The sequence below is a fragment of the Streptococcus pseudopneumoniae genome, assembly GCF_001074975.1.
Taxonomy (GTDB): domain Bacteria; phylum Bacillota; class Bacilli; order Lactobacillales; family Streptococcaceae; genus Streptococcus; species Streptococcus pseudopneumoniae_D.
In genome coordinates, this window is the sequence record NZ_JUUO01000105.1 from 16,666 (window position 1) to 28,507 (window position 11,842).

The 11,842-nt window shown below is 39.3% G+C and carries 11 protein-coding genes and 1 pseudogene; 2 read left to right on the forward strand and 10 right to left on the reverse strand.

The window, feature by feature from the left end; translation table 11 throughout:
* Positions 1 to 1,047, forward strand: coding sequence for a DUF6287 domain-containing protein (locus ADI86_RS05980; protein ID WP_049532175.1), 1,047 nt, complete (start codon positions 1 to 3; stop codon positions 1,045 to 1,047).
* A 208-nt stretch (positions 1,048 to 1,255) separates the two neighbouring features.
* Positions 1,256 to 1,555 (forward strand): YbaB/EbfC family nucleoid-associated protein, encoded by a 300-nt coding sequence (locus ADI86_RS05985; protein WP_049532176.1) that lies wholly within the window; start codon positions 1,256 to 1,258, stop codon positions 1,553 to 1,555.
* Positions 1,556 to 2,351: 796 nt separating this feature from the next.
* Here the strand turns inward: ADI86_RS05985 and gla are convergent.
* The 10 genes and pseudogenes from gla to ADI86_RS06030 form a co-directional block, all read right to left on the reverse strand.
* Positions 2,352 to 3,221, reverse strand: coding sequence for an aquaglyceroporin Gla (gene gla / locus ADI86_RS05990; protein ID WP_049532177.1), 870 nt, complete (start codon positions 3,219 to 3,221; stop codon positions 2,352 to 2,354).
* Positions 3,222 to 3,337: 116 nt separating this feature from the next.
* Positions 3,338 to 3,652, reverse strand: a pseudogene (locus ADI86_RS12560) (IS5/IS1182 family transposase); the annotation flags it as partial.
* A 351-nt stretch (positions 3,653 to 4,003) separates the two neighbouring features.
* Positions 4,004 to 5,416 (reverse strand): Fe-S cluster assembly protein SufB, encoded by a 1,413-nt coding sequence (gene sufB, locus ADI86_RS05995; RefSeq protein WP_000797050.1) that lies wholly within the window; start codon positions 5,414 to 5,416, stop codon positions 4,004 to 4,006.
* 57 nt (positions 5,417 to 5,473) lie between these two features.
* Entirely contained in the window at positions 5,474 to 5,914 is a 441-nt protein-coding gene (sufU, locus tag ADI86_RS06000) for a Fe-S cluster assembly sulfur transfer protein SufU (RefSeq protein ID WP_049532178.1), read from the reverse strand.
* Positions 5,901 to 7,127 carry a cysteine desulfurase gene (locus ADI86_RS06005; RefSeq protein ID WP_049532179.1) on the reverse strand — a complete coding sequence of 409 codons (1,227 nt, stop codon included), beginning with the start codon at positions 7,125 to 7,127 and terminating at the stop codon, positions 5,901 to 5,903. The genes sufU and ADI86_RS06005 overlap by 14 nt, the downstream gene beginning before the upstream one ends.
* 10 nt (positions 7,128 to 7,137) lie before the next feature.
* The gene (sufD, locus tag ADI86_RS06010; RefSeq protein ID WP_049532180.1) at positions 7,138 to 8,400 is read right to left on the reverse strand and encodes a Fe-S cluster assembly protein SufD; all 1,263 of its coding nucleotides are present in this window, start codon (positions 8,398 to 8,400) and stop codon (positions 7,138 to 7,140) included.
* Between the two features lie 27 nt (positions 8,401 to 8,427).
* On the reverse strand, positions 8,428 to 9,198 hold the full coding sequence (gene sufC / locus ADI86_RS06015) for a Fe-S cluster assembly ATPase SufC (RefSeq protein WP_000114489.1): 771 nt from the start codon (positions 9,196 to 9,198) through the stop codon (positions 8,428 to 8,430).
* A 150-nt stretch (positions 9,199 to 9,348) separates the two neighbouring features.
* Positions 9,349 to 9,543: a DUF3272 domain-containing protein gene (locus ADI86_RS06020; protein WP_049532181.1), complete on the reverse strand. Its 195-nt coding sequence runs from the start codon at positions 9,541 to 9,543 to the stop codon at positions 9,349 to 9,351.
* Positions 9,544 to 9,570: 27 nt separating this feature from the next.
* Positions 9,571 to 11,229 (reverse strand): DNA polymerase III subunit gamma/tau, encoded by a 1,659-nt coding sequence (dnaX, locus tag ADI86_RS06025; protein WP_049532182.1) that lies wholly within the window; start codon positions 11,227 to 11,229, stop codon positions 9,571 to 9,573.
* Entirely contained in the window at positions 11,229 to 11,726 is a 498-nt protein-coding gene (locus tag ADI86_RS06030) for a GAF domain-containing protein (protein WP_049532183.1), read from the reverse strand. Before ADI86_RS06030 ends, dnaX begins: the two co-directional genes overlap by 1 nt.
* Between the last annotated feature and the right edge of the window lie 116 nt (positions 11,727 to 11,842).

Below are 11,842 nucleotides of genomic sequence, written 5' to 3' on the forward strand. Positions count from 1 at the left end.
ATGAAAAAATTATTTCTATTCAGTATTAGTATTTTAGCTATCTCTATTTTAACGGCTTGCCAACATCAGAGTGAAAACACTTCTGCAACAAGTTCTGAAGCAATTGCTTCAAGTACTAGTTCAACTTCTTCTACATCGGAAGAGAAGAAACCTGATTACACCCTATATAATCCTGTCCTTAAAGAATATGCCAAAGTACTAGATGGTTCGTCAACTTCACATACAGAGATCAATTCAAAAGCAAACTTAAAAAATACTTATCCTAACGAATATTCTGGATTACAGTGTAGCTTGTATGATTTAGACCAAGACGGTACGGACGAACTTTTGATTGCCCTAAAAACGTATTCTAACTATTACGATTTATTAGATATTCGAACTCTTAAAAATGGTGAAGTTATTCGACTGACCAATGCAGAAAACAATCTGGACTTTATTGGAGAGCGAGTACATTTTAATCCTTTAGAAAATGGTTATTTTCAATTATCTACCCGAGTATCTATTAATCAAATCCAACTCAAACTATACAAGTTAAATCAGGCTGGAACACGATTAGACTTAGTTATCGAATCAGATACAGAAGAGGGACTGGGTACAAAACCACCTTCCCTTGACATAAGATCTTTCTCTTGGAAATCAGTGACAAGTCTAATAAATGAAGAAAAGAACCTTCCGTCAGAGAGTAAAGGAATGGATATTACTGCAATTCAAAATGGAGATTTTTCTAGTGTTGCAGGCACTTGGAGGAATCGTTCAGGTATTGAATTTACTTTCGACAAAAATGGTTTAGTAAGTGATAAGTCCAAAATTTCAATTGAACATGCTAAAGAAATTGACCACTATCTTAAGGCAAATTCTGTTTCTAAAGATGGAGGTGCTGGTGCAGCTATTGCCTTTTTACCAGCAGGAATCCCTATAACCATGTCTGTCACCTCTTCTACAGATAATGGCTATACCGACTCATCTGATATCACACAAGACCGCTTATGGTTTGGACACCAACTTATCAATGGTAGTACTGAGGGATTTTTCTACAAGGTAGAATAATGACGGTAACCCCTTAAAGTTGCCATAGAATATCTAGTATCTATATAGGATAAATATTCTTATTCTCTTAGAATATCTATCCTATATTTTTATTTCCTCTACATTCCTTTCGCTACTAGATGAATTCACTCAGAAAAAGATTAGACTTTTAACCTTAAAATTGATAAAATAAAAAGAAAAATAAGATAAAAGGAAACTGTAAATCACCATGATGAACATGCAAAACATGATGCGTCAAGCACAAAAACTTCAAAAACAAATGGAACAAAGTCAAGCTGAACTTACTGCTATGCAATTTGTTGGCAAATCTGCTCAAGATCTTGTCCAAGCTACCTTAACTGGAGATAAGAAAGTTGTCAGCATTGACTTCAATCCAGCTGTTGTTGACCCAGAAGACCTTGAAACTCTGTCAGATATGACTGTTCAAGCCATCAACTCTGCTCTTGAACAAATCGATGAAATCACCAAGAAAAAATTAGGTGCTTTCGCTGGGAAATTACCATTCTAATAAAAAAGGCTCTATAATATTTATAGTGGGTAAATCCCTTATAGATATTATGGAGTCTATTTTGTTGTAGAAAAAAAGTCCCATAAGATCTATAATGAAAAGCGATCAAACCATCATTAGAAAGAATCCTATGGAACAATTACATTTTATCACAACTTTTTGATATTGAAAACTTTTTCTCATACTAAGCCCTAAACGCTAAAATCATTCTTAATCTTTTTTACCATTTGTTATTATATTCCTAAACTCCGGCTAAAACAGTCCACCAGACTGTCTACTTCAATACTTAAGGCGAGTTGTAAGTCATGCCAAACCATGAAGCAATTTAATCAAAGATTTCATTAGTACATGGTCATCAAACCCTACTAACAGCATAGTAGTAAACTATTGTATCGCCGACTTTTCGTATGTGCTTAACTACTAAAGAGATTATAGAGACACTCTTGAGTTGCTAATAAGAATTAAAGCAACACTATAATCTCTTACATTTTTACTTCTAGAGTAAGTTTTGCGTACTCATTGAGAAGAATCTAGAGCTAGCTCATCCTCGCTTTCAGGCTTTCTTTAGAATCTTTCTAAAGAAAGCATCTCCGCCCTTCAATTACCCTATTCCAACGTAAAATTAGGAGAGAATAATAAACTTATCCAATGCAATACCTTTGATTTTCGAAACTTTAACAACTTCAAAAAACAGACTTTCACAATTCGCAATATCAAAAAAAGAAAGGACAAAATTTGCCCTTTCTAGATCTTAGCTTTTCTTCAATCCATTACAATGGATAAAGAACTCAATTTCTTATAGGTAAAGGAATTTGAAAACAGCTACTGCTGCAATTGCTGCTGCGATAGGTGCTACTACTGGTACCCAAGAATACCACCATTTTGAATCACCTTTGTGCTCACCAAGAACTGATTTTGGAAGGAAAGCATGAAGGAGACGTGGACCAAAGTCACGGGCTGGGTTCAAGGCAGGTCCTGTAGGTCCACCAAGTGATGTTACCAAGGCCATAACGAGGAAACCAAGTGCCAAGTGAGCTACTGAAAGTCCTGAAGCAGTATGGGGTGCTACTTGTGCTTTGATTGCCAAATCAGAGAAGTCAACATTTTGACCTGCTTGACTAGCCATTTGTTTCATGTATTGAAGCACCTCAGAACCAAAGAAGTTTTTAGTCAATCCAAGGGCTGCAAAGAAAAGAACAAATGAACCAACAAACTCGTTTACAAAACCATTAACAGTTGCTACAAAACGTGATTCTTTTGTACCATTATCCAAACTTGAAATTGTTGAGAAAGTACCCAAGATATTGTTTGGATTTTCAGTTTTCAAGTAATATGGGCGGTGTGTTGCCACAACCAAGGCTTGACCAAAGATAGCACCCAAAACTTGTGCAAGGATATAAGGAGCTACTTGCGCCCAAGGGAAGAGACCGCTGATTGCAAGTCCAAGAGTGAAGGCTGGGTTGATGTGGTTCCCAGATACATTACCAAACATCAAGGCTGGGATCATAACCCCCATACCATACCCAACAGCGATAACGATCCAGCCACTTTGGTGACCTTTCGTACCTTTAAGTTCAACGTTAGCAACTGCACCATTACCAAGAATGATCAAAATAGCAGTTCCCAAAAATTCAGTGGCATATTTAATTGCCCATGTGAAATCCATTTGATAGATTCTCCTTAAAATTTTTAGATAATCCTTATTCTATCAATTTTTATATCTTTTTGCAACTACTTTCTTGAAAGATTATGATAGAAAGCGATTTCAGGTTTTATAAACTAATCTTTGTTTTCAAGATATTCCCAATTCATTAGGTTATCTGTGCTAGTCTAATGCTTTTAAGTCAATTACTTCTGATACAATAGTGTGGGGAATAAAAAGTGTCTTCCCCGATTCACCAATAATAAAAGCATAGTTTATTCGCTACCATAACCTACATCCGCTACAATATATTTGAATAAGTATGGGGTTTGAATTGCTTAGAGAACGGATTTCAAAGTGCAAGTGTCTGTTGGATTAGGAAAAATATCAAAATAAAGGACATACTTGCCATTGGTAGCCCCTTAGATATTATATCCTTTCTTGAACTGACTACTTTATATATTGCCTTACTTCATCCTCACAACAATATATCAAAAATCAAAAGCGTTTAGAAAACCTCTATATTAAATTGAAGTAAGATATGAATAAACCGATTAGTAATACTCTTCGAAAATCAAATTCATTTCTAGAAATGTTTTAGTAGCCGAAGTGTACTGTTCTAGGTACAATCCACTATATTTCATGAGAAAATGCAATAGATTTTCCCACAATAAAACGCATAATATCACGTTTTTTGGACACCTGATATCATGCGTTTTCTGTTCTTAAAATATTTTTTCTCAGTCTCTTTTTGTTACAAGTTCATCTTCAAGATACTTGATTGGGGGTAAATCTAAAAACAAATTTTACCCGACTGACCCTTCCATCTCATAGCTAATCAAGCGGTTGAGCTCAACTGCATATTCCATTGGAAGTTCTTTCGTGAAGGGCTCTACAAATCCCATAACAATCATTTCTGTCGCTTCTGATTCTGACAAACCACGGCTCATGAGGTAATAAAGTTGTTCTTCTGAAATCTTAGATACCTTGGCTTCGTGTTCCAAAGCGACTTGCGAGTTATGAATTTCATTAAATGGAATGGTATCTGATGCTGACAAGTCATCCATGATAATGGTATCACACTCGATGTGAGAAACAGATTTCTTAGAGTTCTTGTTAAAGGTTACTTGTCCACGGTAGTCTACCTTACCGCCACCTTTAGCGATGGATTTAGACACGATAGACGAGCTTGTATGTGGAGCGTTGTGGATCATCTTAGCACCCGTATCTTGGTGTTGCCCAGCATTGGCAAAGGCAATAGAAAGCATGGTTCCACGCGCCCCTTCTCCATCTAGGTAAACAGATGGGTATTTCATAGTTGTTTTGGCACCTAAGTTTCCATCAATCCACTCAACAGTCGCATCTTTTTGAGCCTTAGCACGTTTTGTAACCAAGTTATAGACGTTATCAGACCAGTTTTGGATGGTTGTATAACGCATGTAAGCTCCGTCCAAAGCGAAGATTTCTACAATGGCAGCATGTAAGCTGTTGCTTGAATAAGTTGGCGCTGTACATCCTTCTACATAGTGGACACTTGCTCCCTCATCAACGATAATCAAGGTACGTTCAAATTGACCTGTATTTTCATTGTTGATACGGAAGTAAGTTTGAAGTGGGATATCTACCTTGACCCCTTTTGGTACGTAGATAAAGGTTCCTCCTGACCATACTGCTGAGTTGAGGGCAGCCAACTTATTATCTGTTGGCGGTACCAACTTAGCAAAGTATTGTTTAAACAAATCTGGGTATTCCTTGAGGGCAGAATCTGTATCTGTAAAGATAATCCCCAATTTCTGGAACTCTTCTTTCATGTTGTGGTAAACCACTTCTGACTCATACTGGGCAGAGGCACCAGCCAGATAAGCACGCTCAGCTTCTGGAATCCCAATACGTTCAAAAGTTTCTTTAATCTTTTCAGGAACGTCATCCCATGAACGAGCTGGTTTATCAGATGGTTTTTGGTAATAAATCAGGTCATCGAAATCAATCTCTGACAAGTCTGCTCCCCAAGTTTGCATGGGCATTTTTTTAAAGGTTTCATAAGACTTCAAACGGAATTCTAACATCCACTCAGGTTCTCCCTTAGCAGCTGATAGTTCACGAATGACATCTTCATTCAATCCTTTTCCTGTCGATAGGACAGGCTCTACATCATCATGGAAACCAAATTTATATTCACCAAGGTCAATTGGTTTTGGTTCTACTCTTTCTTCAGCCATAATATCCTTTCTTTCATTCTTCATTTCTACTGATTCATAAGACAAAAGAAACTTGCCTTACTTGTTTTCTTGATTTTCAATTGTTTTCTTCAGGGCATTCCAAGCTAGGGTTGCACATTTTATTCTTTGAGGGAATTTGGCAACACCTGACAAGAAGGCCGCGTCTCCAAGTTGGTCTTGACGTTCATCTTTTTGCCCTTGAACCATTTCAGAAAAAATAGTCCCAAGTTCTAAAATTTCTTGTTTAGTTTTTCCTAAAACAGCATCTGTCATCATGCTCGCAGAGGCAGTTGAGATAGTACAACCCGAGTTTAAAAAAGCGATATCTTCCAAACGTTCATCTGCATCAAACTTGACAGAGAGATTGATGACATCCCCACAGGTTGGATTGTTGAGACTGATTTGTTCAGCATCTTCTAACTTCCCTTGGTGATGTGGATTTTTCGAATGGTCCGCTACCACTGCCATATAAAGGCTATCTAGTTTAGAAAGTGCCATTGAAAAACTCCTTTGTCTTTTGTAAGGCATCGACTAGCTTGTCGCAATCCGCCTTGGTATTGTAGATATAAAAACTTGCACGAGCTGTTGCTGGGACATCCAAATACTGGAGTAAGGGTTGGGCGCAGTGATGACCCGCACGAACAGCCACTCCTTCATAATCCAGAGCCGTAGCAAGGTCGTGAGGATGGAGATCGCCTAGGTTAAAGGCAATAACACCCGAACGTCGAGCCAAGTCCTGCGATCCGTAAATGGTCAAACCGTCAATTGCCTGCAGTTTTGGAAAGACGTATGCGATCAATTCTTGTTCATGGGCTTCAATTGCATCCATACCAATCTTTTCCAGATAATCCACTGCCGCAGCAAGTCCGATTGCACCAGCCATGTTAGGAGTTCCTGCCTCGAATTTCCAAGGCAATTCCTTCCAACTAGCAGATTGCTCATAGACGAAATCAATCATTTCGCCACCAAATTCTACTGGTGACATTTGTTCTAGATACTTTTCTTTACCGTAAAGGACACCAATACCAGTTGGACCAGCCATCTTGTGACCTGAAAAAGCAAAGAAGTCCACATCCAAGTCCTGTACATCAATCTTCATATGAGGCGTAGATTGAGCACCATCCACCACCATGATGGCTCCAACTTGGTGGGCCAATTGAGTAATTTCTTTGATTGGATTTACCACACCTAGAACATTTGAGGCGTGAGCTAGTGAAACAAACTTGACCTTATCAGTCAATTTAGCTCGCAAGTCATCCATATCCAAGGATCCATCCTTAAGATAGACATAGACAAGCTCTGCCCCAGCCTTACGGCAGGCTTCCTGCCAAGGAATAATATTAGAATGGTGTTCCATGACGGAAATCAAGACCTGGTCTCCCTCAGTCAAGACTTCCTCAGCAAACCGTGCTACCCAATTAAGACTAGTTGTCGTACCTCTGGTAAAGAGAACTTCCTTTGTGGAGTCTGCATTGATAAACTTCCGAATGGTTTCACGAGCGGCTTCATAAGATGCTGTCGCCCTTTCAGCCAAGGTATGAACCCCACGGTGAACATTGGCATTGTCCTGCTCATAGTAGTGATTAATGGCTTCAAGAACAGCTAGTGGTTTTTGTGTCGTCGCAGCATTATCCAAATAAACCAGAGGTTCGTCATTAACAATCTGGTCTAAAATCGGAAAATCCTTGCGAATCACTTCTGCATCTAACATAGGCTTCCCCTTAGCGTTTTGACAATTTTTCTTCGATGGTTGCAATCATTTCATCACGAACTTCTTTGACTGGTATCTCAACAATAACAGATCCAAGGAAACCGCGGACAACCAAACGTTCTGCAGTTGACTTATCCAAGCCACGGCTCATGAGGTAATACATATCTTCTGGATCTACCTGACCGATAGAAGCCGCGTGTCCTGCAGTTACGTCATTTTCATCAATCAAAAGAATTGGATTGGCATCTGAACGCGCTTGGTCTGAAAGCATGAGAACACGGCTCTCTTGTTGCGCATCTGCTCCCTTGGCACCCTTGATAATGTGGCCAATACCATTGAAAGTTAAAGTTGCTTTTTCAAGAATAACCCCATGTTGAAGGATATTTCCGATTGAGTTGCAACCATAGTTAGTTACTCGGGTATCAATCCCTTGTACCTGACGGCCACTTGAAAGAGCTACGACTTTAAGGTCCGCATGGCTACCGTTACCAATCAAGTCACTATCAAAATCAGCAACTACATTCCCTTCGTTCATGACACCGATTGCCCAGTCAATGCTTGCATCGTTGCCTAATTTACCACGACGGCTAATGTAAGCAGTGACGTTTTCACCTAGACGGTCGATAGCAGCAAACTTCACTTGAGCTCCAGAACGTGCAATTACTTCTACTGTGATATTAGCAGTTGCTTTGGCACTTCCTTCACCGCGTGACTCTAAACGTTCCAGATAACTAATCTTAGAATTTTTACCAGCGATAATCATAATATGCTTGTTAAACGGCACATCGTTATCGCTGTCTTGATAGAAAATTCCTTCGATTGGTTCCTTAATTTCAACATTATCAGGAATGTAGAGAACAGCACCACTGTTGAAATAAGCTGTATGGTAGGCTGCCAACTTGTCATCGTCATACTTAACAGATGACATGAATAATTCCTCAATAAGCTCTGGAATTTCTTCTAAAGCTGAGTGGAAGTCTGTAAAGACGACACCCTGTTCAGCCAACTCAACTGGAATTTGCTCAAAAACAGTTTGAGTTCCAACTTGCACCAACTTTAAATGATTATCTAAAGCTGTGAAGTCAGGAACATTTGCTGATGGCTCACTTTCTGTAATCGTTCCATCACCCAGATTCCAACGGTGGAATTTGACACGCTCAATAACTGGTAATTCCAAAGTCTCAATCTTGTCAAAAGCTTTTTGACGGAGGTCAGCCAACCAGCTTGGTTCAGCATGCATTTCTGAAAAAAGTTTAATATTTTCTTTAGTCATTTACTTCTCCTAAAAGATACGAGGGAATTACAATTCTTCCTTGTAGTCGTAGCCAAGTTCTTCAGCTAGTTTTGCGTATCCTTCACGTTCCAAACGCGCAGCCAATTCTGGGCCACCAGAAAGAACAACACGACCTTCCATCATAACGTGTACCACATCTGGTGTGATATAGTTCAAAAGACGTTGGTAGTGAGTGATAATCATAGCACCAAATCCTTCACCACGCATAGCATTAACACCTTTAGAAACAACTTTAAGGGCATCAATATCAAGACCAGAGTCAATCTCGTCCAAAAGGGCAAAAGTTGGTTCCAACATCAAAAGTTGAAGAATCTCATTGCGTTTTTTCTCACCACCAGAGAAACCTTCGTTGAGGTAACGCTCAGCCATTTCTTCTTTCATGTTGAGTAATTCCATCTTCTCATCCAATTTAGTGATAAACTCACGAACTGAAATTTTTTCATCATCTTCTTTACCAGCATTCATGGCTGCACGAAGAAACTCAGCGTTAGTAATACCAGGAATTTCTGATGGGTATTGCATAGCAAGGAAAAGTCCCATACGCGCACGCTCGTCCACTTCCAACTCAAGGATGTTTACGCCATCAAACAAGACTTCACCTTTGGTAACTTCATAGTTTGGATTTCCCATGATAGCGGCAGAAAGAGTCGATTTACCAGTACCATTTGGTCCCATGATAGCGGCGATTTCTCCTGTTTTCAGGGTCAGGTTAACCCCTTTTAAAATTTCTTTTCCTTCAATCTCAACGTGAAGATCTTTGATCTCTAATACTGACATGATAATTCCTTTCTTTTTCAAGGCCTTTACAGTGCTTACTGGAAACATACTTGATTTCCCTAGAAAATACGGTAAAAGGTCAATAAATATACTTTTATAGTATAACAAAAAAAAGCCTAAAAGGCTTTGATTTTGTCTGGAAGCTGAGAACTAGTCCTTCCCTTTTAAATGATGCTCAATGACATCTACTATTTTACCCATAAAGTAACTCACTCGAAAATTTCTAAAGAGTAAAATGGCCCAAAAGGCTGCCATTATATAGCGACCAGTCATCCAGGCTTCATTGAAAAAATAGGTCTCAGCAGCTGTAAACAGCGCCATAATAATAAATTGTTGTTTATTCATAAACTTATTGTATCATGAAATCTTTCTTTAGTCTTCCTCTACCTTCACTTTATCAGCCAAAAATTCAAATCCTTCAGGAATCAGACTTTCTTCTTCTGCTTCTTTTTCAGTTTGAGAAGATTTGGCTTTGGCTGAAAAGGCTGCGCGAACTTCTTTCCATTCCTCCATGGAAATGGCTAAAATCTCAGGTGAAAAACCTGCTGCCTGACTGAGGATGTTGCCAAACATTGTGTTAAGATTGTCTCGTTTCATAGTTTGACCAGCATTAAAGTTAGACTCAAAAGCAAGAATAGCATGGTTCTCATTGGCGGCAACCGGTTGAGAACCAACTAACAAAGCCTTGTCCGGCCCACCAAGACTTTCAATTACCTCTCCCCAGGCATTCTGCAAACGAATCAGGTTTTGACGTGCTAAATCAGGATTTTCGACGGCCTCTTGTAGGATAGATTGAACTTTATTGCGATCCACACGATAGACTGTCTTGCCTGCTGCTGGGCGGGTAGGTACTGGACTTGTTTGCTTGGGTACAGTTCCCACATTTGCGAGTTCTTGTTTAAGACGCGCAACTTCCTGTCTCAGTGCAGAAATTTCATGTTCAACTGCCCCAGAAAGAGCTACTTCAGGCTTGATATCCGCCAACTGGATGGTCATCATCTCAGCATAAATCTTGGGCTGCAAGCTAGACTTAATATCTGTTAAACTCACTGTCGCCAAGTGAATCATTTCAAACAGCCTTTCTTGAGGAAGAGCCAAATTTTCTACAAAGACTGAACTATGATGAGTGTTTTCTCCACCTGTTTGAACAATTAACAAGTCTCTTAAATAGTGCAAAAGGTCGGTTACAAAACGAGTCATGCTCTTACCATTCTCAAAGAGAAGATTTAAACAAGTTAAGGCTTTGGGAACATCCTGTTGAGATAAGGCAGCCACATAATCATCCAAAGCTGATAGACTAATGGTGCCAGTAATTTCTTCAGAGATGGCAGTCGTCAACTCATTTCCCTGTGTTAAACTCAGAGCTTGATCCAAAATAGACAAGGCGTCCCGCATCCCACCTTCAGCTCGTCTAGCGATAATTTCCACAGCCTCTGGCTCAGAAGAGATATTTTCTTTTTCTAAGATATAGTGGATATGTTCCTTAATATCCTGTGTCTTAATCGATTTAAATTCAAAACGTTGCACACGGGATAGAATAGTGGCAGGAATCTTGTGCAATTCAGTAGTGGCCAAAATAAAGACCACATTCTGTGTTGGCTCTTCCAGCGTCTTTAGAAGGGCATTAAAAGCCCCTGTAGACAGCATGTGAACCTCATCTATGATATAAACCTTATAACGAGCAAGGCTAGGGGCGTAGGTAGATTTATCACGAATTTCACGGATTTCATCCACCCCATTATTAGAGGCCGCATCCATTTCAATGACATCTTCTAAACTACCATCTGTCACTGCTTGACAAATATAGCAGTTATTACAAGGTTCACCACCCACTTGATTTGGACAGTTCATAGCCTTGGCGAAAATTTTGGCTACACTGGTTTTTCCCGTTCCACGAGGGCCTGAAAAAAGATAAGCATGACTTATTTTCTCTTGCTCCACTGCTTGTTTAAGAGTCTTAGCCACAACTTCCTGTCCAACCAACTGAAAGAAGTTTTGGCTTCTATATTTTCGATAAAGTGCTTGATACATTAGGCTTTCTCCCCAAACATTGTAAAGTCCCATTCTGTCTTTTCAAGCAAAATAGCGACAAATTGTTCCAAATAATCTCGATCCATCGCATCATAATCATCAATCTCTGAAGAATCCAGATCCAGAACTCCAAGTAATTGAGCATTCTTTATCATCGGCACAACAATTTCACTTTTAGCTCGACTATCACAAGAAATATAGTTGGGATAGGTCGTCACATCTCCAACAATAACAGTTTCCTGAAAGTGAGCTGCCTCCCCACAAACACCCTTGCCTAGCGCAATACGGATGCAAGAAACACCACCTTGGAAGGGACCTAAAATCAATTCCTTTCCATCGAATAAATAAAAACCTGCAAATACGGTATTAGGAAAGCGTGATTTTAAAAGAGCACTGGCGTTGGAAAGATTAGCCAAAACATTGGTTTCACCTTCCAATAAACAAGATAGCTCCTCATTTAACATTTGATAACATGATTGTTTTTCTGATTCTAACATAGAACTATTATATCAAAAAAGACTTACAGACAAAAGAAAAATCCCTTGTTTAGAGGCTCTATAATATTTGTAGTGGGTAAATCCCCTATGGATATTATGGAGCCTACTTTGTTGTA

What these genes read in the sequence shown, in the direction of transcription:
- ADI86_RS05980 (WP_049532175.1), top strand. Translation starts at nt 1, where the DNA reads ATGAAAAAATTATTTCTATTCAGTATTAGTATTTTAGCTATCTCTATT.
- ADI86_RS05985 (WP_049532176.1), top strand. Translation starts at nt 1,256, where the DNA reads ATGATGAACATGCAAAACATGATGCGTCAAGCACAAAAACTTCAAAAA.
- gla (WP_049532177.1), bottom strand. Translation starts at nt 3,221, where the DNA reads ATGGATTTCACATGGGCAATTAAATATGCCACTGAATTTTTGGGAACT.
- sufB (WP_000797050.1), bottom strand. Translation starts at nt 5,416, where the DNA reads ATGGCTGAAGAAAGAGTAGAACCAAAACCAATTGACCTTGGTGAATAT.
- sufU (WP_049532178.1), bottom strand. Translation starts at nt 5,914, where the DNA reads ATGGCACTTTCTAAACTAGATAGCCTTTATATGGCAGTGGTAGCGGAC.
- ADI86_RS06005 (WP_049532179.1), bottom strand. Translation starts at nt 7,127, where the DNA reads ATGTTAGATGCAGAAGTGATTCGCAAGGATTTTCCGATTTTAGACCAG.
- sufD (WP_049532180.1), bottom strand. Translation starts at nt 8,400, where the DNA reads ATGACTAAAGAAAATATTAAACTTTTTTCAGAAATGCATGCTGAACCA.
- sufC (WP_000114489.1), bottom strand. Translation starts at nt 9,198, where the DNA reads ATGTCAGTATTAGAGATCAAAGATCTTCACGTTGAGATTGAAGGAAAA.
- ADI86_RS06020 (WP_049532181.1), bottom strand. Translation starts at nt 9,543, where the DNA reads ATGAATAAACAACAATTTATTATTATGGCGCTGTTTACAGCTGCTGAG.
- dnaX (WP_049532182.1), bottom strand. Translation starts at nt 11,229, where the DNA reads ATGTATCAAGCACTTTATCGAAAATATAGAAGCCAAAACTTCTTTCAG.
- ADI86_RS06030 (WP_049532183.1), bottom strand. Translation starts at nt 11,726, where the DNA reads ATGTTAGAATCAGAAAAACAATCATGTTATCAAATGTTAAATGAGGAG.